Source organism: Bacteroidota bacterium, assembly GCA_016706255.1.
Taxonomy (GTDB): domain Bacteria; phylum Bacteroidota; class Bacteroidia; order Chitinophagales; family BACL12; genus UBA7236.
Genome location: JADJJZ010000001.1, coordinates 224,141 through 243,933, shown reverse-complemented (window position 1 = coordinate 243,933; position 19,793 = coordinate 224,141). Strand labels below are relative to the sequence as shown.

Annotated in this window: 22 protein-coding genes; 16 read left to right on the top strand and 6 right to left on the bottom strand. The window is 34.8% G+C overall.

Going from position 1 to position 19,793, the window contains the following annotated elements; translation table 11 throughout:
• Positions 1-3 precede the first annotated feature (3 nt).
• The 6 genes from IPI65_01095 (at position 4) to IPI65_01070 (ending at position 5,939) form a co-directional block, all read left to right on the top strand.
• The gene (locus tag IPI65_01095; GenBank protein ID MBK7440158.1) at positions 4-462 is read left to right on the top strand and encodes a tellurite resistance TerB family protein; all 459 of its coding nucleotides are present in this window, start codon (positions 4-6) and stop codon (positions 460-462) included.
• The gene (locus tag IPI65_01090; protein MBK7440157.1) at positions 443-754 is read left to right on the top strand and encodes a hypothetical protein; all 312 of its coding nucleotides are present in this window, start codon (positions 443-445) and stop codon (positions 752-754) included. The genes IPI65_01095 and IPI65_01090 overlap by 20 nt, the downstream gene beginning before the upstream one ends.
• Before the next feature lie 865 nt (positions 755-1,619).
• Positions 1,620-2,327, top strand: coding sequence for a hypothetical protein (locus tag IPI65_01085; GenBank protein ID MBK7440156.1), 708 nt, complete (start codon positions 1,620-1,622; stop codon positions 2,325-2,327).
• A 15-nt stretch (positions 2,328-2,342) separates the two neighbouring features.
• Positions 2,343-2,585 (top strand): hypothetical protein, encoded by a 243-nt coding sequence (locus IPI65_01080; GenBank protein MBK7440155.1) that lies wholly within the window; start codon positions 2,343-2,345, stop codon positions 2,583-2,585.
• A gap of 241 nt (positions 2,586-2,826) precedes the next feature.
• Positions 2,827-3,954, top strand: coding sequence for a hypothetical protein (locus IPI65_01075; GenBank protein MBK7440154.1), 1,128 nt, complete (start codon positions 2,827-2,829; stop codon positions 3,952-3,954).
• Positions 3,951-5,939, top strand: a complete 1,989-nt coding sequence (locus IPI65_01070; protein MBK7440153.1) for a hypothetical protein — start codon at positions 3,951-3,953, stop codon at positions 5,937-5,939. The genes IPI65_01075 and IPI65_01070 overlap by 4 nt, the downstream gene beginning before the upstream one ends.
• A gap of 18 nt (positions 5,940-5,957) precedes the next feature.
• On the opposite strand, the gene IPI65_01065 is transcribed toward IPI65_01070, so the two are convergent.
• The 6 genes from IPI65_01065 to IPI65_01040 form a co-directional block, all read right to left on the bottom strand.
• Complete coding sequence (locus IPI65_01065; protein ID MBK7440152.1) at positions 5,958-6,524, bottom strand: transposase; 567 nt, start codon at positions 6,522-6,524, stop codon at positions 5,958-5,960.
• Positions 6,525-6,714: 190 nt separating this feature from the next.
• On the bottom strand, positions 6,715-7,410 hold the full coding sequence (locus IPI65_01060) for a hypothetical protein (GenBank protein ID MBK7440151.1): 696 nt from the start codon (positions 7,408-7,410) through the stop codon (positions 6,715-6,717).
• On the bottom strand, positions 7,379-8,404 hold the full coding sequence (locus IPI65_01055) for a hypothetical protein (protein MBK7440150.1): 1,026 nt from the start codon (positions 8,402-8,404) through the stop codon (positions 7,379-7,381). Before IPI65_01055 ends, IPI65_01060 begins: the two co-directional genes overlap by 32 nt.
• Before the next feature lie 4 nt (positions 8,405-8,408).
• Positions 8,409-8,921, bottom strand: a complete 513-nt coding sequence (locus IPI65_01050; GenBank protein MBK7440149.1) for a hypothetical protein — start codon at positions 8,919-8,921, stop codon at positions 8,409-8,411.
• A gap of 8 nt (positions 8,922-8,929) precedes the next feature.
• A complete protein-coding gene (locus tag IPI65_01045) occupies positions 8,930-9,346 on the bottom strand; it encodes a hypothetical protein (GenBank protein MBK7440148.1) in 417 nt (138 codons plus the stop codon).
• Positions 9,347-9,350: 4 nt separating this feature from the next.
• Positions 9,351-9,572, bottom strand: coding sequence for a DUF2188 domain-containing protein (locus IPI65_01040; protein MBK7440147.1), 222 nt, complete (start codon positions 9,570-9,572; stop codon positions 9,351-9,353).
• A gap of 259 nt (positions 9,573-9,831) precedes the next feature.
• Here IPI65_01040 and IPI65_01035 point away from each other — a divergent pair, with 259 nt between their 5' ends.
• The 10 genes from IPI65_01035 to IPI65_00990 all read left to right on the top strand — a co-directional run bounded on the left by IPI65_01035 (position 9,832) and on the right by IPI65_00990 (position 19,509).
• The gene (locus IPI65_01035) at positions 9,832-10,896 is read left to right on the top strand and encodes an ImmA/IrrE family metallo-endopeptidase (protein ID MBK7440146.1); all 1,065 of its coding nucleotides are present in this window, start codon (positions 9,832-9,834) and stop codon (positions 10,894-10,896) included.
• 35 nt (positions 10,897-10,931) lie between these two features.
• Entirely contained in the window at positions 10,932-11,444 is a 513-nt protein-coding gene (locus tag IPI65_01030; protein MBK7440145.1) for a hypothetical protein, read from the top strand.
• A 1,128-nt stretch (positions 11,445-12,572) separates the two neighbouring features.
• Positions 12,573-12,923 (top strand): hypothetical protein, encoded by a 351-nt coding sequence (locus IPI65_01025; GenBank protein MBK7440144.1) that lies wholly within the window; start codon positions 12,573-12,575, stop codon positions 12,921-12,923.
• 167 nt (positions 12,924-13,090) lie between these two features.
• Positions 13,091-13,867, top strand: coding sequence for a hypothetical protein (locus IPI65_01020; GenBank protein MBK7440143.1), 777 nt, complete (start codon positions 13,091-13,093; stop codon positions 13,865-13,867).
• A gap of 141 nt (positions 13,868-14,008) precedes the next feature.
• The gene (locus tag IPI65_01015; protein ID MBK7440142.1) at positions 14,009-14,872 is read left to right on the top strand and encodes a T9SS type A sorting domain-containing protein; all 864 of its coding nucleotides are present in this window, start codon (positions 14,009-14,011) and stop codon (positions 14,870-14,872) included.
• 364 nt (positions 14,873-15,236) lie between these two features.
• The gene (locus tag IPI65_01010; protein MBK7440141.1) at positions 15,237-15,587 is read left to right on the top strand and encodes a hypothetical protein; all 351 of its coding nucleotides are present in this window, start codon (positions 15,237-15,239) and stop codon (positions 15,585-15,587) included.
• A 280-nt stretch (positions 15,588-15,867) separates the two neighbouring features.
• A complete protein-coding gene (locus IPI65_01005; GenBank protein MBK7440140.1) occupies positions 15,868-16,266 on the top strand; it encodes a hypothetical protein in 399 nt (132 codons plus the stop codon).
• Positions 16,267-16,423: 157 nt separating this feature from the next.
• Positions 16,424-17,605: a hypothetical protein gene (locus IPI65_01000; GenBank protein ID MBK7440139.1), complete on the top strand. Its 1,182-nt coding sequence runs from the start codon at positions 16,424-16,426 to the stop codon at positions 17,603-17,605.
• Positions 17,606-17,619: 14 nt separating this feature from the next.
• Positions 17,620-18,291, top strand: coding sequence for a hypothetical protein (locus IPI65_00995; protein ID MBK7440138.1), 672 nt, complete (start codon positions 17,620-17,622; stop codon positions 18,289-18,291).
• Between the two features lie 333 nt (positions 18,292-18,624).
• Positions 18,625-19,509, top strand: a complete 885-nt coding sequence (locus IPI65_00990) for a hypothetical protein (GenBank protein ID MBK7440137.1) — start codon at positions 18,625-18,627, stop codon at positions 19,507-19,509.
• Positions 19,510-19,793: the final 284 nt, after the last annotated feature.

Here is a 19,793-nt window from a genome sequence, read left to right as displayed (position 1 = left end):
AAAATGAAAAATCAAGATTTTAAAGATTTCCTATTTAAGTCAGCTGTTATGGCAATGGCTTGTGATGGTGACATTGCGGAAACAGAAATTGAAGAAATAAAAGCCATAGTTACCAATGAAATATATTTTATGGGATATGACGTTGAAGCACCGTTACAAGATAATATTGACAATATCAAAGCCAACGGTAAAGGTGCAATAAATCAATACCTAGAGGAAATAGGAACAAGCAACCTTAATGAACACCAAGAAATATTATTAATTGAAGTGCTATTGCGCATTATGGAAGCGGACAATGTTGTTCAACCAAGGGAATTAAAATTTCTTCAAATGGCAAAGTCAAAATTGAAAGTAGACGAGCAAACCCTGATTGTAAAATTCCCAAAACAAATAGACTATTTACTTAACTTCCATAATTACGGTTTACATCAAGAATTTACAGATGAAATTAAATTTGATTAGCACCATTAAAATTGTATTGGCGATTTTATTTTTTATCTGTTTGGCTGATATGCCCTACGGTTATTACCAGTTCGTCAGGTTTGTAGGACTAATTGCTTTTACAATTTTAGCTTATCAGGCGAACAAAAAAGGCAGCCAAACAGAAATGATAATTTACAGTGGACTTGCATTACTATTTCAACCTTTTTTCAAAATTGCGCTTGGCAGAGAGATATGGAACATAGTTGATGTAGTTGTAGGAATAGGACTTTTAATATCAATATTTATGAAACAAAAGGAAAGCTCACGCTAAAGGTAAGCCCATATGCAATTCGCACAAACCAAAGCACAGACCAAAAATTGCAAAAGAGTTTGCTTTGCCAACCCAGATAAAAATTGTTTTTTAAAAATTACCAACACTAAAAAAAATAAAAATACACCGACACACGGCCCGACAAACACAACAGACATTGACACGGAAACTCTATATTTACAAGGCATTCAGCGACACGACAGACAGAAAGCAAGCAGGTAACAGCGGTTTTGAAAAAAAAACGGTTTCAGTGGTTAACTGAACATTCTACTTCACATCAAATTTTATGGAATGTTGATAGTTTTAAGCTCCGAAATCCGATTCTTCTCAAAGCCGCCAACCGCTAAAATTCTGCCCTAAAGTGAATCCGGCTGATATTTGAACTAATTATTGCCTTGGGAACTTTGAAAATACTCAGGTAGCTTTGATTTAAAGGAATTAGCATTTAACCCTAGGGGTTAGGTGAGGTTTTTAACGTAACCATGGAATTAGGTTTTCGTATAATTTGCTTTTTTGTGACAGGGTATATTGGAGTGAGATTGGTGGTTGGGTTGGTGGGGGTTTTATTTTTGTGTTAACGTGATTATTAAGGGATGATGGATTTTTAGAAAAATGTGACAGGGTGGGGATTAACGGTTTTCCGTGAATTTGATGGGGTGGATAGGCACTGTCAGCCAAAAATTTGTAAGTTTGAAAGTAAAGTTTTGGACAGGATTATTATAGCGGGTAATTTATATATAGTTTTTGTGGAAGAAGTGGAGAATTAGAAAACACTTGGCTTCTCAATATATGTATTTTTGGAGGGATATTAGAAGGTTTTTAAGGGAAACCTGCTTAAATAATCTATTTATAAGTGATTTTAAGAATGAACGCAGAAACTATAATAAGAGATGAAGCCTCAAAGTTTTCAAGGGTAATTGAAGGCTATGAGCATGAATACAACGGTGTTAATGACTTCAATAGTGATTTGAAGACGGCACTGTATGATTATTATGACAACCTTGACAAGCTAATATTTCTTTATGAAGTTGCCAAGCAAATTGACAAAGCCTATGAAAAGCACTTATTAAAATGTCAGCACAAAGACAATCCAGAAATGTGTTCAGTAAATCTATTCTACATAAAATGTAAATATTTTACTGAGCAAGAAATTCGTGAGTTAAATCCAACGTTTGATTTTACGATACTACGTCCTAATATTAATGCTAATCTTGCAAAAGAAAACCTAGTACTTTTAAAAGATTTTCCGGAAGCAGCTAAGTTATTTCAATCAGCACTTGACAAATTGAATGAATCAAGATTCGAACGGAATTTATTAGATGACCTAAGGCTTTCTCTTGAATATGTGGCAAAGCAGGTTTTAAATAATTCAAAGAGTTTAGAAAATCAGCTTGAGCCCTTAGTTGAATTTTTAAAACAAAGAGGAACATCTAAAGAATTGACCAATATGTTTAGAACCTTAACAGACTATTATTCCAAGTACCAAAATACTTATGTAAAGCATAGTGACTCAATTAAAGAAGATGAAGTTGATTTATTAATAAACTTGACATCTTCCTTTATGAGTTTTTAATCAACAAGAAATAAAATGGAAAACACCACAATTGCATTGATAGCAATATCTGTTTTGACAGCTGGGTCACTATTAGGGGCATTAAAAAAAATGAAAGATGGATTTGGACCATTTAATCTAAAAGTTTACGGATTAACACTGGTTGTAGGATTCAGTGCAATTATTGCATTGACTGACATTCCAAGCGACAAGCTGTCTGCATGTATTGGAATTTTAGGAGCAGTAGCAGGGTATTTATTTGGACTGAAAAAGGAATGATCAAAAAAACCGCATATAACAGCGCCTACCCAAAAGTGGCGTTTCAGTGGTTAAATCAAGCTTTGTGCATCTATCAAAGTTTCTGCTTGGTTGACAGTGAAGTGCTTCGAAATCGCCATCTTCGGGTAGCTGCAAAACGTTATAGGCAATGCTACTTGACAACAATGCAGCTTGTGCAGACTGACAAGAAAAAAATAGAGGACAACCAGTTTGACCAGTGGACAAACATACAAAGTAAAAAATGAATCCGTTCCGAGCAAATAGAAATTGGCTAAGACATCGTGTCATTTCTCAAATGAAAAAGAGGCACAGAGATTTATTTGACCCCATACATAAATCGGGATGGAGGTGGTTTCTAGGTTTTATCTCTGAAAGTAAAAACGGTTGGTTTGTTTTTTTGGGTGTCCTTCTGATTTTCATCATAAGTCCTTTTATCGATATCTCAGTGCTTAATATTATTGACATCAAATCAGAAACTGCAGTTTACATTGTTGACCAACGAACAGCAAACATTGCCACCATCATTAGTATTACATTGGTAGTAGTTGGTTTCATACTTAACAATCTTGCTGTTAAATCTGCCCTTGTTTACAGATTGCTTTTCAAAAAATCATTATTGTATCCTATAATTTATTTAACACTTAGCACTATCGCTTGTTTTATAGCAGCTTCAACATTGCGTGATTCGCTTCCATCTTTTGAATTTACAAGAGTTGTTATGGCAGGAACCTATCTTGCATTACTCATCCTTTTTTTAATTGCATTCCTGTTTCGTGCGGTGTTTAATTTTTCCAATGATAAATACATTGCCAAAATAATTGAAGACGAATTGATGAAAGAGGCAAGAGAAAACACCAAACAAATTCTTTTGCGGAAGTACAGCAGCGAGGAATTCATCGCTTTGATGAATACAAACAATGCAAAAGAATTTGACTGGGCAGAAGCATGGGATGGTGGAAGTCCAAAAATTGAATTCACGGAAGTATCGCAAGAAGAAATTTCGCAGAAGCAATCTAAAGAAAAACTGATTCACGATTTAAACTTAAAAAGAGTTTCTTGGTTTTTCAAAAAGAAAAGAAAGGCAGAAAAACTTTTTTATAGAAAGCTGAATTTGGAAATGAGCGCTAATAATGCCAATGATTTCATTTGGGATAAGGCTAAAAAGAATTCCTGGCTTGATAAACTGATTCTAAGGTTCAGCATTGTTGTTAAACAGAAGCCTAAAAAGCCAAAAGACACTGATGAAATGAGAAAGTACTTTGATGAAAAATTAGAAGAGTATAGTGAACAGGGAAAATATAGAAACCTTGAGTCATTACTTGATACTTTAACAAAACTTTACGAATACCAAATGCAACATCAGAAATGAGATTATTTGGAGATGATACAGACATTACAGACGGCATTGATTCAAATGTTTGGAAAGCAATTGATAAATCAATTAACATCAATAATGCTGAAACCTTTCGTGTATTAAAAAGTTTTGTCCGCCATGTATTACAGACAAGCGTTCGCTACCAATCACTTAATCATTTTCGGAAATACATCTTTTTCTTTTCTTACTTCTATAGCGTTTCTTATAAAAAAGCAAAACAAAAACCTTCGCTCACTGATCTTCATTTGTTCTGTTCGGAGCAGGCCGCAATTCACTTGAAAGAAGTTATATGGTTTGATATTGCTTTTGCTGGGAGACGAAGTAAGGAGATTGAAGAACGCAAAATCATAAATCGGTTTTACTACAGCGCATTTGAAGGATTCAGCAGATTACTCTATTACATTGTTCAGAACGGGGATATTGCTCAATTCAAATTTGCAATGGACGAGTATGAACAAATTTCAGATGTTGGATATGGAAATTATTTTGATTTGAAATGGGAAATAAAAAATTTGGAAAGGGAAAATGCTGATGGAAGCAAAGATGAAATTATTAAAACGAAAAAAGAAGAATACAAAATTGTAAAATCGTTTGACGATTACAAAAGGCATGTATTGCTTGGAATAAAGTATTGGATTTATTACCTCTACCGAGTAAATAAAATAAAAGAAGATGTTGCAACGGAGTTCCTCAAACACTTAAATATTCCTTACGCTGACTCGGAAGATTTGGTTAATGACATTTTATTTTTCCGTGGAAACGCAAGCAACTTCTACATGGGTTGGAGTGAATGGGATTTCATGGAAAGGCATTCAGGAAAAGTTTATTCACCACCGCAACCTTACGATTGGATGACTTTCGGATTCATGGCTGACCAGATAAGGGAAAAGAAAGTATTCTTTAATCTCAATGAATTGGATGCTGAGGAAATAAGCCAAGCAAAATTTCTCTTTGATGAGCTAAAACGAACTGCTGAATACTTTGAAAAGAATTTTGCGAAATGGAAAAAATTATTGAATAAAAATGGGATTGAGGACCTCCAATCAAATTCAAAAGACATTCTTAAGGATTTTGAACTAGTGAAAAGAAAAAGCATTAACGATAAGGACAGAGCAGTTGCAATTGCACCGCTACATCAACCATTCATTACCGATTTTAAAAACATCATCGGCAAAGCATGGAAGTCACAAGCAAGAATGCACAGAATGTTTAAACAGTTTGGGAATTCAGAGGATGTAACTGGTCAGGAGGTTGAATTGAAACGCATCGGGCAGCGAACAGTTTTTGAGAAAGCGAAAATGATGTTCACCAAAGAAAACAATCAGCACATGTATGGCATTGACCAAATCGGAGGGCAAACAGGCAGATGGGAAGACAATTATTTTTTTAGCACAATACTCCAAGGCGAATTCAATAAAGTAAATGGTACAAATGCTTTGCAGATACTTGATGCTGGTTTAAAAGAGCTTGAAAAGAAAAGCTTTCAGCCCGATTTAATTTTACTTGCACCCGAATACGGTTATAGAGACAAAGATTTGTTGGACAGCAAAAGATTTGTTTCAAAACTAAATGAGCCGCAACCTGATAACGACTTGGCTTTTTTCCTGATTGGAACATTTGATGGAATTCCTATTTACAGCTCATTCAGTGATTTTCTTAAAAGCAGAATTCTAATCTGCAATTTCCAACAGGCATTTAAAATGCTTTACAAGACGAATGAAAACTGGTTTGAGAACGAATTAACAGTTGAGGTTTTTCAAGTAGAAGATGCCGAAGCTCAAAGAAAACTGAGTGAGAACAGAACTAAGTGGACTACAACCGAAGACGGAACAGTTTTAACAGATGCCGAAGCATTACTGTTAATCAAGACATCTGTAATCATTGACATATGGACAACGATTGAATTTAGAGTTTTGAATAAAGATGCCTTTGTGGTTGGAAACATTAAATCTGACGTGGCTACAGAATTACTAACATAAGAGGTTGTCTTTATATTTTTAGATAAGCGGACAATGCATACAGTTGACCCATACAAACACGACAATTGGACTGCAGAAAAAGAAGGGCATGCCCATAACAAGGGTTACTGTTGCACAACTTAAGCGAATAAACTTTAAATATTTTTTCAGATTGTAACATAGGGATGCCATTAACACATGCTTATTTGCTTTATTTATGCCGCGCGTGTTCACTCTACGCATACCCATAAAATTGAGTAATGTTCCTAGCACAGGTTCTACTGTTTTGCTCCTTATACGCACCATCGTTTTTGCATACTCGGTTTGCATACGTTCATGCATCCGGTCGTAATATGGTTTATCGACTGTGTCATCAAGTTTTTTAAACTTTGTTTTTTCTCCGGCACAACTTTTTCTTAGCGGACAATTTTTGCAATCCGTTTCACTACTGCGATACGTTTTTTTATCATAACCTTTGCTGTCGGTTCTTATTCCTTTTAAATGGTTATATCGCCTTATTTGAAAGTTGACATTAATGTTGATCCTGTTCCATGTTGTAAATAAATCCCTCGCTTGTTTTACGGTATTGCCATAATTTGGATTAATATTGAAAACATGCTAATCAATATAGCTGAAACAATAGGTGGTAAGTTCAAGTTTTGTAAGAATTTTTATCTTTACCAGAAAATAATAATTTCCGAACTTCGCGAATGCCGGAGCGGCGGAACGTCAGCTTATGAAATAACGAGGGTATTGGATTAAAAGCCCCAGCAGGAATTTAAAAGGTGAAAAACCCTTAATTGTCAGAAGGATTAATACTTATTGCAAATAAAGCTATATCTTTTGAAATGTTTTGTTTTGAAGTAGCTTTTAAATAATATGCCGCTTCTAAATGGCAATGTTTTAATTTTTTTTCATTTCCGCAAAAACATTTATCATTACGATTTATTTTTGGTGCCTTACAATAGTTTTCTAAAAACAAACGAACAGTATTTTTATTGGTTGTTCCCAAAAGAGTTTCATAAAATTGCTTTGTGCCCTCATCACCATGTGCCCATTCCTGTAAATTTTGCGCAGCGCCATATTTCTTTACCAATACCCAAGAAAAGTATTTTGGTAGATAATAATTTGCAAAATCATATAACCTTAATCCGCTTTTGGAGATTGCATTAGTTATATAGTCGTGTTCAAAGCAAATAATTCCATCAACGCTCATGTGGTTATCTTCATTTTTTTCAATTTTATCATCTATCAATACTACAATAGGAAAAACATTTGGATATGCTTTACCAATCAAAATAACGATTTCAAAGCTTTCAATTAAATCACCTTGCGGATTAGTAAGATAAAAATTGCCACTAAACTTAAAAAAGTCCTTTACCTTGCCAACATATCTTAATCCTTTATTAGCTTTTAATGTGGCAATTTTATCTTCTTCAAAATTCCTTATTTGGAAACTTCTATTTGAGGTAAGGTTTATAGTAAATAACATTTTGTTGTAAATGATTTATGTTTTGCTGTACTTGCGTATTTGGTAATATAGGCATACCTCTAAAAGTCAAATTTCCATCAGCAGATTCGTCAATAGACGGGTGATTTTTTAAGTATCGTTCCCAATTAAAATCGTGTTGTTTGTATCGTAAATTTTCCTCGGCTATTTCATAAACATAATTATGTTCACCGCCGTTATGCTTGTATTTTTTGTAAGTGAAATAATCACTGTGTTGTGGTTTAAATGGCAAAACATTATCCCCAGCAACGATGCCGTTGCTTTCAGCTTGTGCCTGCATTTTACAAGCCAAACTTGTGTGTAAACTTGTAGTGGTTACTTCACTACATTCACCGATACCCGCATTATGCCAAAGTGTAGCAGCAGCTTCGCCAAAGTCAATACCTATCCTTGTGTAAATTCGGTTTACACCTTGTTCGTCAAACAAGTTTTTCAAATCGTTTTTTACGAAATAACTAACAAAAGAGGCAGCCATTAACGCATTATCTACGGCAGCTTGTTTAGTTATTCCTTTTCCACCAAAATATACCATCAAACCATCACCTTGCAATCTATGTATGTAACCATCAAAATACCAGCAAGTATGAATAGCTGCAAGTTGTATAGTTCGACAAATGTTGGCAACAACATCAGGTTCATACTTTTTGAATAACCCTGTTGAGTTTCTTACGTCAATAAACATAGATACGATATAGTGGTATTCACTTTTATCACTGTTCTTTAAATGGCTAAAACTTGGATGTGCACCCAATTTTTCTTCATACTTAACAGTATATCCTGTTACAGAACTTAACGCGCTAAGACTTCTAAAATTCGCTTCGCTTTTGGTTTTGTCTTGCCAAAGCATTGTTGGCGTGCTAGAAAAACTTTCATTTAAACGAACGCTACCAAGTCCTTTTGAAAGATTACCTTTCTTTTCTTGTTTCAAGTAGTGGGCAATATCATCTACATAGTTTTTGTAAAGTTTATTATTCATCTTTTTAATTTAAAATTTTAAATCCAATTATTATGATACAGATAAAGCACCCACCTATTAAATAGGTTGCTAATTTCAACCTGTGAAATTTATTTTGAAGCCCTAAAGCCAATAAATGCACTTGTTGAAGGTAATCTTCATACCGCTTTTCATCAGTCATTTCACTGTAAATCTGTTTAAAGCTTTGAAATGAAATATTGGCAACGTTTCCGAAGTAAATTACTGACCCATATACGCTATCCGCTTGCTTACTTAAATATGGGACAGTTGCCCATAATGAAAAGGCAATGCTTAGTAAGCACAGAATTAAGCCCGCCCATACAAAAAAGTGTATGTCAAAACCACAATCAATTTGATCTTTTATTGTGTAATACCCAGTAACAATACCACCCAATAAAAAAGTGTTGAGTGTTAAAAACACGTTCGCCTTATTATTTACGCTATCATAGTAATGGTCGTATCTATCCATTGTATGTTTAAGCGTTTCAATTTTTTCAGTTATACTAATACTACTCATAACTATTGTTATTTTGAAAGTCCAATGCCAAGAACCAAAGCGAACAATCCTAACACAAGTCCGTTGCTGACTTGATTACTGTGGGTTTTTCTATGTTGTACAGTATTTGCATAATGTTCGCAGTTGAAATAGAGTAAATCATACTGTTTGCCTTTGAGTTGCAACGCAAACTTCACAGCAGCATTTCGTTGTTGTTGATTTCCTGTAAATCGTTCAACTCTTGTCAATTCATTGCCACCCCTAAAAAGGTAGGCTTCGCTTACAATTTGAACACCTTTGCCGATAGCGTTTTCAATGTATAACCTGTTACCGTTGTTGTCTTTACCAAGATAAATGGCGTGATGCTGAACCAGCCTCCAACCACTTTTAGGAATTACTAAACGGTCAGCAGGCCGCAAGGTGTCTAAGTAAAATTTTCTGTTCATAATGTTATCCTTTAATGTTTCGTGGGTCATTTCCAAAACTGTCTTTGGTCCTAATTTTTCCTTCTTTATTGTGAACTACCAATTCTGATTGCTGATTTTTGGCAATCTCTCGTGCTATGTCAATAGCCTGTTTCTGTGTTGGTGTAATTTTTGTGCTCTTGTCATTACCGGCACCTTTTACAGCCCAATCTCTACCGTGGGGCACTACGTGTTGATTTTTTCCCATTTATTAAAATATTTAAAAGTTATGGGTGCAGTCATTTGCATCCGGCTACAAAGTTACAAAGTGTATGCCAAATAACAAATGTGTCAATCGACTATTGTCAACTGTCAGTTTTTTTCCAAATTCGGTAAAAATGTCAGTATATTGGTATTTTAACTGTATGAAAAAATGGCATAGTTACATATTTTTGGAAATAATGGCAGTTATTTTGCTTGTTTGTAAACTAATAATCACTACCTTTGTACCATAATTTAAACAAACAATGGGAATAAATGCTGTATTTGCCGAAAGATTTAAGTCAGCTCGTTTGATGAAAGGATTTTCATTGCAAGACTTAGCTGACGCCTTGGATAATCAGTTGTCTCGTCAAGCATTACACCGTTACGAGAAAGGGGAAGTAATTCCCGATGCTGAAAAAATCAACGCAATGAGTAAAGCTCTGAATGTAAATCCCGATTACTTTTTCCGAACTACTAAAGTGGAATTAAGTGGAGTAGAATTTCGTAAGCTAAGTAAGATGCCTCAACGAGAAGCTTCTATAATTAAAGAAATTACTAAAGAAAAACTATCACGATATTTAGAATTAGAAGAAATTTTAGGTTTATCAGTCGATTTTAAAAACCCATTAAATGGTATCGGAAAAATTACTGCTTACGAGCACGTAAACGAAGCAGCAAAAAAAATCAGATCAGATTGGAATTTAGGAAATGGAGCAATTTTCAATGTTGTTGAACTCTTAGAGGACAATAATATTAAAGTTATTGATTTGAGAGTTAATGATGATTTTGATGGTTTGCAAACCTTTGTAAACGAAATTATCCCTGTTGTGGCATATAATGCCAATAAGATAAACAAGCCTGACAGAATACGTTTTACACTTTTACACGAGTTAGCACACTTGCTATTAGAATTTGGCGATGTAACCGAACGGCAAAAAGAAACTTTGTGTCATCAGTTTGCAGGAGCAATGTTATTACCCGAAGAAACTATTAAAACTGAATTGGGCAATCACAGAAATAAACTTTCAATAAATGAGTTAGGTATTATCAAAAAACAATATGGCATTTCTATGCAGGCAGTTGTTATGAGAGCTAAAGATTGTGGAATCATTAATGACCATTACACCAAGCAGTTTTTCTTTTTAATCAAGCAACTGAATTGGAAGGTAGATGAACCTGTAGAATATAAGGGAGTGGAAGAAAGCAATCGTTTTGAACAACTTTTATTTAGAGCACTCATAGAAGACCAAATTTCAATGTCCAAAGCAGCTTCATTGTCAAATCAATCTTTGGCAGAATTTAAGAAAGAGCATCAACCAATGTTTTAATTATCATATTTTTATGTCAAATATTTGTTCGGGCTATGAAATTAAAAATTGCTGTCACGGATGCCTGTATCTTTATAGACCTATATGATTTAGATCTTGTAGCTTCATTTTTTAATCTTGAAATAGAAATACATACTACTTCCGCAGTATATTTTGAGTTATACCCCGAACAACAGCAAGTTCTTAAGGCTTATCAGTCTGTGGATAGGCTTATAGTTCATAATTTACAGGAAAAGGATTTCATAGAAATTTACTCGGAAGACTACCCCAAATCACTATCAGAAACAGACAAATCAGTTCTGCACATTGCCAACAAAATAAATGCTTGTGTTTTGAGCAGTGATAAAACAGTTAGAAATTGCGCAAAAAACAAGTACATTGAATATCACGGTATGATTTGGATATTTGATAAATTAGTAGAAACATCTGTTTTAACTAAGAAAGAAGCAGTAAACAAACTAAATCAGCTTGTAGTTACAAATTTTATTTTTCGGAATAATCAACAATTAGTTGCAGAAATAGAAAAACGTATGAAAATTTGGAAATAACTATGAATAATTGTTTCGCTATACAGCCAACTGAGAAGGCCAGATGCCAATATCTGTAGCTGATGCACAACCGATTAATTTTTAAAAATTCAATTTTAAATCAAATGAAACATTCAGTTTCGGTCCTTTTAAGGCCTGCCGATTATTCATAGGCTATAAATTTTCTAATATTCGCATACTGCAAATGCATTTAAAATACATCCAATAAAACTTTCATTAAAGCAGAACATTCACGTAACAAAGGGCCCAGGTACACCGGAATATTTAGAAGTGTTATAAAACCCATCTCTGGTATGTTTCAAAAGGTATTACATGTTAAATAAATTATTTGGTAGTTTTGAAAAGGTTAAATTTAAAAACGAGTTTTTTTACACTTTGAATTTATACTCAATGATGCTAAACACAAAATATTATGTCTCTGCATAAATGCCCAAATTGTAAAGAAATAGGATTCTTTTGGTCTGTAGATCATGAAATCACTTCATTAACTATTTGGAATTGTTCTATATGTGGTTATCATGCATTGGAAGACGAATCTTTTGAATCAACATGTCCGGATTGTAATTATGCTTATAGGTTGTTAATGAAAAAGGAAGATTCAGAATATTGGTGGTGTAGTAAATGTGCTCGAAAAACGATAATAAAATAATTAAAAATTCTATTGTATCGAAGTTCTAAGAATGGGACGTTTACCTCACTAAAACCATTCTTCGATTATAATTTAGTGTTGTCATACCTGCACCCACCCGGGCAAGTGATTGCAGCGGAAAACCCGCAGCCCGCTTTTTCAGCGGGAGAGGATTTGGAGCGAAAAGCACGGTGCCGCAGCAGGATTGTGAATCGAAGGAAAATTGTAATGCGGCATGCCCCCAAAATAATATTATCTGTGCAAGGCAGGTTTCGGCTGCATAATAAATACAATACCGGTGTAACGCTGCGTCAATGTTATTACTGCATTTAGGATTATTTAGTAGTTTTGAATGGGCTATATTGTTGGAGAATTTTTTCACAATCTCATATTAGCGGTTGCGCCATGATGGTAGTGATAACTAAAATTAATTGGAGCTTTTAAACAACAAATATTTAAATGGAAAACAAGATTGACCAAATGGCGCACAAATAAATAATATGACAACAACACTATATCGACCAGTTGGCCCGAAAGAACTAGCTTTGATTGAGCAGTCAGGCTGGAAAAAGTTTCCACCACGACTTCCCGAGCAACCTATTTTTTATCCGGTAATGAATGAAGAATATGCAATACAAATTGCAAGAGACTGGAATGTTGCTGCATCAGGAGCGGGGTTCGTGACAAAATTTGCAGTTAAAACGGACTACTTAAAACAATTTGATGTGCAAAACGTGGGTGGACATATTCATAATGAACTTTGGATTCCGGCTGAGCAACTTGATGAGTTTAACAACAACATTGTCGGGGAAATTGAAGTAACAAAATCATTTTATCCGACTGACAAATGAAAAAAACATTGTCTACAACAATAGGGTTGCGAAAGTGGCGGTGCTTTTCTCCACAAACATATTTGTATATAGAGGAAGTACTGTTCTTCATATAGAGTTTAGTGATGCAACACCCTACCATCGGCACTCCCAAAAATATTATTCACAATTTTAATAAACGAAATCAATTGAGACAAATCCCAATTCTACTACTTACAATTTTCCTCTCTTGTAAACCAAACCAAGAGCCCAAGCAACAAATTGCCAAGGCTGACACAACAGAAATAAAAAACAGTGAAATACCATTAGGTGACAACCCTTTTGTTGCCAATCAAAATGTAGATACCGCTAAAACAGCAATTATCGAAACCTTTGTTGACAGTTTAAATATCGGTGTAAAAGGAAAATGCAAAGTTGAACTAATAAAACATCGAGTTTATGACGACATTTTTGTAATAATTAAGTTTTATATAAAAGGAAGTAATACAACTAAAGACCCGGAATATTGGATGAATACAAATACTTATAGTTATGAAACCACCGCTATAATGGGGTTTGAGCCTGTTATTTCAGATTTTAATAATGATAATTTTAATGACATTACTTTTATTTCAGGCACTGCTGCTCGTGGTGCGAACGAAGTAAGACGACTTTTTATTTATGATAATCAAAACAAAAACCTAGTATCAATCGTCAATTCAGAGGACTATCCAAATATGCTTTATAACAAAAAACTTGACTGTATTGATGCGTTTTTAGTTTATGGTGGATGTTCAACAATATTTCTTAACATAGCTGGTGATAGTTTAAAAATGTTTGCAAGTGTTGAATTGTCGGATGGTTTAACAGTAAAGACTTACGATAAAAACGGCAACGAAAAAATAATTAAAGCAGACAAAACAAACAAGGCTGGTTATATAAGATATCAAAATTTTAACCCGTTGATAGAATATGATAATTACTAAAAAATTACATTTGTGGTTAATCAAAGTTTGGTTTCCTGTATCTATATTTGTAGTGAAAATCACCACGTTAGCCAAGCCTAAAAACGTTAAATGAGTTGTCGGCATAGATATAACAAAGCAATTAATTAAAACAGAATAATCATGAAACGAAATAAATACTTAATAAATGAATACTCCGCAGCAGCAGGAGTATTCATTTTATTTAGTAATATTTCAGATGCGCAGGTAATTTATGTAGACTTAGAACCGGATGTAGTTTGCGATTATGGTGAAGTGAATTTTGATATAGATAATAATGGCACTCAGGATTTTAGAATTTTGAAGGAGACTTTTTACACATTCGATTCCTATTTTTTTAGTGCTCACTTATTAAAAATTTGGGAAGTAGGAACGAGTTATACAGGCAACTCTATTATTGGAATACCAACACAAATCGCCTTTACACTTTCAACTGGGTTTCATATTAATGAATCTGCACCATTTAATACTGGTTTTTTCAATATGGCAGGGAAGCGCCAAGAGGTTTCATACACTTCGGCTTTACCAATTGGGCCTTGGACTTATCACTCTGGTTTATGGAATGAAATTCCAGATGAAGATCGTTATCTTGGTATTAAATTTATTGATGAAGCAGCGTGTATTCATTACGGTTGGATGCGTTGCTCATTTACAGATTCGGTCGAAACCATTCATATAAAAGATTATGCCTATAACGCCGAATGTGGAACGGGACTTTATGCAGGAGAACTGATTAGCGGAATAAACGAAACGCAAAATGAAATCGGAGCAGTCGTATATAGCTTTAACAAAATAATTTATCTACATCTAAATGAAATTACAGAACTACAACTAATTATTTCAGATATTACCGGTAAGGAATTAATAAAAGACGAATTGCTTATTGCTAACGATAAAATAGATATGCAGAATTACCCGACAGGAATATATTTGGTATCATTATTAATTGATGGAAATCGTTTTGACAAAAAGGTTTTCATCGAATAACTCATTTGAACCATCCAGTCCAAGCAGGGTTCCGGCCATAATAAAAAAATAAAATACCGGCCTAACCCTGCGTCATTCGGAGTTGTGAGTTATTTAAATCGAATTTTTCGTGTCCCAAAGTCGCAGGGTTTCGCGGGATTAAATTATTTATTATTGGTCGCGAGAACCCTGCTCGGACAGGAAAGATGCCATACTACCACCCAACCCGGGCAAGTGATTGCAGCGGAAAACCCGCAGCCCGCTTTTTCAGCGGGAGAGGATTTGGAGCGAAAAGCACGGTGCCGCAGCAGTATTGTGAAACGAAGGAAAAATTGTAATGCGGCATGCCCCCCAAATTATTATTGAACACAACGAAATTTATTTTATGCCAAAAGATAAAAAAGACACCAATAACAACAACTTCGGAATTTTCAAAGTATTTGAATTTATTACTGAAGTATTTGGATGGCTGCAGATTGTTATCTCACCACTACTAATTGGACTTGGAATTGGAGCAATAATTTATTTCCCAAATCCATCAAATTCTAGATTAATCATCGGAGTAATTGTAGCATGTATTGGGCTTGTTATTGGTATCTATTGGGCAACAAAAAAATGGAAAGGGAAGGGGACTATTTTTTTTCTCTCCCGAATTTCGGCGACGCCTGAACTGGATAAGCGGGATGAAGAAAGTAGTAAGACAAAGCCAATTGATAATAACGTGAAAAAAGACTAAGGCGAATTATAAAGTTGTAAACTGGACAATGTCCAAACGTAGCTCGGGTCACAATAAAAATACCGGCATAGTCTGCATCATAGCTATTACTACTTTTAGGATTATTTGGTATTTTTGAATTGACTTTGATTGCCGAATGTTAAATACTAAAAAATGTCATTGAGTATGGACGTGTTTCGATACATTCTTGTTGGATTAATAGCCATAATTGCATCGAAAGCACTTACATACTATTTAAACAAGGCGAAACCGGCGAAAAAGTGGATACGTAATTCTTGAAATGCCAAAAATTTACATCTTGGTTTCAATAGGACTATTTTCATTATTTGCTTTAACTATTTATGTTTTACTTTTTGATAACAAAAGTGACATAAACAATACTGAGTTTATACTTTTTGGATTATTCGGTGCGCTTATCGGTTTTGGTGGATTTAATACTTTGTTACTATTTACTAATCATAAAGTGATATACGATGACGAAACAATTGAGGTCATTAGCTGGACTGGTAAAAAAAGGAAAATTCATTGGAGTGAAGTTGAGCGGATTTCTCATTCGATATTAGCTTCATCAATGAAAATTGAAACACCTCATACTAATGTAATGATTCATGAACATATTATGGGCTACAAAACCTTTGCTAATATCATAAAGGAACGGACAGGTATGAATCATCCCTAATAACGCATGATAAGGCAGGGGGGAGGATGGTTATTTTTTAAAAAGTAGTTCGACCTTTTCGAATTATTTGGTAGTTTTGAAGAGGCTAAATAACAAACTTATTTGTTACCTGGTCTGCTGTTAGATGCAACCCCTTTAATTGTAAATTTTAAAATCAATGAGACGATTTATATCTATACTCTTTTTTTTAGCGCTGGTTGGTGCAGGAGCTTATTATTACTATAACACAAATGAGGAGTTTAGAAACTTTGTGGTGGAGTTGTTGCCAAAAGAGGAGCAAAGTGCAGATACATTGACTACACAAACCCAAACTCCTCCTGTAATAATAGAGAAAAAGTCCACCCAAAAGAAAACCCCTAAATCACTAAAGCCGGGCGCTTATGCGTCACTTGACGAATATGCAAGAAAAACCCCAAAGCAAAATGAGCAGGACATTGAAACACTTGCGGCATATCTTATTAAGCCTGCAAAAAATGACTTAGAAAAAGTAAGGGTGATATTTACGTGGGTTGCGACACATGTAAGTTATGACGATGACGCTTTCAATTCTGGGAACTACCCCGATTATTCGGCAGATAATGTTCTGGTAAACAAAAAAGCAGTTTGTGAGGGTTATAGCAATATTTTTAAAGCATTATGTGAAGCCGCAGGATTTGAAGCGGAAAAAATAGTGGGTTATGCAAAAGGTTACAGTTACAGCATCGGAAAAAAGATTGACGAAACCAATCATGCTTGGAATGCAATTAAAGTTGACAATAAATGGCTTTTGTTTGACCCAACTTGGGGCAGCGGTTCCGGGACACAAAAGAATGGGAAGTTGGTTAGCACTTTAAAGTTTGAACCCTATTGGTTTAATGTAAATCCGAAAGCATTTATTTTTACGCATCTGCCTGAACAACCTGAGTGGCAACTGACAGGTGGTTCAATTACCTTAGATAAATATCAAACGATGCCATTTATACCAGTATCGTTTTTCAAATTTGGTTTCAACCCGGATATCATCTATAATGATGTAATGTCGGGGAAAGCAAAAGAGTTCGTTGAAATTTATAGTTACGAATTCCCAATTAAGGTGATTCAGGTTCCATATGCATTAAATTTAACTCGGCAAAGTGAAATAAAATTTGAAATTCAATCCGACTATGCAGAAGAAATCGCATTGGTTGATGATGACAATTGGCACTATTTTAAAAAAGAAAATGATACCTTCACAATATCGCACAAACCGGCCGGAAAAGAGTTGTCTATATGCGTAAAAATTAATTCGTTTGACAAGAGTTTTTCAACGATAGCAAAATATAAAGTAACAGACAGCGGTGATAACACAGCGTTAAACTAAAAGTATTCATAGCAATGATCCAACGCGGCACCAATTTCAACGATTTAGTAACAACTCCACTTAAAGGCAGCGCAAATGTAGTATGCTGGGAACGTGCATTCATTGGTGATTTTAATGAAATAATTCAGCAATGTGTTTCCCCTGAAAACATCACCGTTATTGAGCCGGAATTATTACGCAGTATTAAATTAAGTGCCGCAGGTGAACTTGCACGAAATATAATTTTAAACGACTTTGAATTACTTTCCGAATATGGTGCAGCGCCAACATTAAATATTATAAAACAATACGACAGAGATACTGATGAAAATATTTTCCCAACCGATGTATATTCATTTCATATCGACCGTTCGCCAATACCTGTGGATACTTTTTTATGCACTTATTATGGTGCAACCACTGAAATATTACCCAATGCACAAAGCATCCAAAAAATACTTATCCCCGAAATTCGCGAACAGCTAAAAAATAATTTTGCCGGCTCAGAAGTCGCCTTCGAAACATATTTAACAGAACAATTTTACGACTTACATTTCGCAGCCTTACCCAACGCTCAAATCGAAAAAATTCCGCTGGGACATATTTGTCGCTTAGCAGTGGATCATCCTAATAGTCAGGCATTACCTTGTATACATCGGGCACCGATTGAAGATGATGGTGAATATCGTTTGCTGTTAATTTGTTGAATGCTGGCCGCGTCCTCATTGGTTGGTCTGGGGACACAACCAATGGGTGAGCTTCGAATGATAGGTGGTGCTTTACCAATTACTTTTTTTCTTCGATAGCAATACCTTCGAAGCAACCCTGTAACTCACTTCGAATCATCCCAATAATTGCAGCTCCACATGGTTGCGTCCCCAGACCAACCATGTGTCGATGGCGGAGCTGCAAATGATATTTTGTGCTAACAATTTCAATCACTACGAATAATCACATTAATTCCTCCGAATGGTTGCGTCCCCAGACCGACCATTCGGATTATATTTATTAATTTTATATTCCCATCCAAACCCATTACCATGAACACCTTAAAACTATACTTCCTAATAATATTTTCTGGCTCAGCATTTAACCTGTTCAGTCAGGTGGATAGTAATCAATTATATGAAGTGCATTTATTTCATAAAAAGTTTATTATTGGCAATATTGTTCAAATTAATTCAGAAAATATTGTTGCCATTTCGTTAAACGGAAAACAGGATACCATAAATAAAGATTTAATTCGCTGGATTGAACCAATTGATGCTGCTAATATAATTAAAGGAGAACATTGGTATCCAAACCCACTTCCCGGTAATTATTTTTTTCAGCCAAGCGGTTTGCCTTTAGCAAAAGGAGATATAAATGTAAAACAATCGTATCTGTTTTTTAATTCTTTTAATTATGGATTAACTAAAAATATTTCATTGGGTGCAGGTTTTCAAAATGTTGTAAATCCTGAAAAAAATTATGGTTATGATTATTTGTATTACCTAAATACTAAATTCACATTTAAACTCGATGAATTGGTTTATGTCGGCGGTGGAGGCAATTATTATCAACTTGCAGGCTCAAGTTTACCACCTCAGTTTTTAAGTTATTTAAATATCGGACTCGGTAATACAAATAATAATATTACCATTACTGGCGGATTAATTTCCGGTGATGACACACATCCATATGGCAGCTTATCGGGAATGGTAAGAATAAAAAAACACCTATGGATAATATCCGAAAACGCTTTTGGCATTGTCGAAAATGAATTTTATTTTTTAGGCGGTTTGCGTATCAATGAACGAGTTTTTACAGCAGATATTGGTATCATGTATGCCGGACCTTCTTATGTTGAATGGGTGCCAATTCTTCCATACCTCTCATATACGGTTACATTGCCTGCTTACTTGAGAAATACTGTAAAATTTTGAGTAAATAATTTACTTTTTTCCTTCGATAGTAATACCTACGAAGCAACCCTGTAACTCACTTCGAATAATCACATTAATTCCTCCTCCTCATGGTTGCGCCCATTGGTTGGTCAGGGGACACAACCAATGGGTGAGCTTCGAATGATAGGTGGTGCTTTACCAATTACTTTTTTTCTTCGATAGCAATACCTACGAAGCAACCCTGTAACTCACTTCGAATAATCACTTTCATTCCTCCTCCTCATGGTTGCGTCCCCAGACCAACCATGTGTTGATGGCGGAGT

Excerpts from the sequence above, each read along its gene's own strand:
- IPI65_01095 (MBK7440158.1), top strand. The coding sequence starts at position 4 with ATGAAAAATCAAGATTTTAAAGATTTCCTATTTAAGTCAGCTGTTATG.
- IPI65_01090 (MBK7440157.1), top strand. The coding sequence starts at position 443 with ATGAAATTAAATTTGATTAGCACCATTAAAATTGTATTGGCGATTTTA.
- IPI65_01085 (MBK7440156.1), top strand. The coding sequence starts at position 1,620 with ATGAACGCAGAAACTATAATAAGAGATGAAGCCTCAAAGTTTTCAAGG.
- IPI65_01080 (MBK7440155.1), top strand. The coding sequence starts at position 2,343 with ATGGAAAACACCACAATTGCATTGATAGCAATATCTGTTTTGACAGCT.
- IPI65_01075 (MBK7440154.1), top strand. The coding sequence starts at position 2,827 with ATGAATCCGTTCCGAGCAAATAGAAATTGGCTAAGACATCGTGTCATT.
- IPI65_01070 (MBK7440153.1), top strand. The coding sequence starts at position 3,951 with ATGAGATTATTTGGAGATGATACAGACATTACAGACGGCATTGATTCA.
- IPI65_01060 (MBK7440151.1), bottom strand. The coding sequence starts at position 7,410 with ATGTTATTTACTATAAACCTTACCTCAAATAGAAGTTTCCAAATAAGG.
- IPI65_01055 (MBK7440150.1), bottom strand. The coding sequence starts at position 8,404 with ATGAATAATAAACTTTACAAAAACTATGTAGATGATATTGCCCACTAC.
- IPI65_01050 (MBK7440149.1), bottom strand. The coding sequence starts at position 8,921 with ATGAGTAGTATTAGTATAACTGAAAAAATTGAAACGCTTAAACATACA.
- IPI65_01045 (MBK7440148.1), bottom strand. The coding sequence starts at position 9,346 with ATGAACAGAAAATTTTACTTAGACACCTTGCGGCCTGCTGACCGTTTA.
- IPI65_01040 (MBK7440147.1), bottom strand. The coding sequence starts at position 9,572 with ATGGGAAAAAATCAACACGTAGTGCCCCACGGTAGAGATTGGGCTGTA.
- IPI65_01035 (MBK7440146.1), top strand. The coding sequence starts at position 9,832 with ATGGGAATAAATGCTGTATTTGCCGAAAGATTTAAGTCAGCTCGTTTG.
- IPI65_01030 (MBK7440145.1), top strand. The coding sequence starts at position 10,932 with ATGAAATTAAAAATTGCTGTCACGGATGCCTGTATCTTTATAGACCTA.
- IPI65_01025 (MBK7440144.1), top strand. The coding sequence starts at position 12,573 with ATGACAACAACACTATATCGACCAGTTGGCCCGAAAGAACTAGCTTTG.
- IPI65_01015 (MBK7440142.1), top strand. The coding sequence starts at position 14,009 with ATGAAACGAAATAAATACTTAATAAATGAATACTCCGCAGCAGCAGGA.
- IPI65_01010 (MBK7440141.1), top strand. The coding sequence starts at position 15,237 with ATGCCAAAAGATAAAAAAGACACCAATAACAACAACTTCGGAATTTTC.
- IPI65_01005 (MBK7440140.1), top strand. The coding sequence starts at position 15,868 with ATGCCAAAAATTTACATCTTGGTTTCAATAGGACTATTTTCATTATTT.
- IPI65_01000 (MBK7440139.1), top strand. The coding sequence starts at position 16,424 with ATGAGACGATTTATATCTATACTCTTTTTTTTAGCGCTGGTTGGTGCA.
- IPI65_00995 (MBK7440138.1), top strand. The coding sequence starts at position 17,620 with ATGATCCAACGCGGCACCAATTTCAACGATTTAGTAACAACTCCACTT.
- IPI65_00990 (MBK7440137.1), top strand. The coding sequence starts at position 18,625 with ATGAACACCTTAAAACTATACTTCCTAATAATATTTTCTGGCTCAGCA.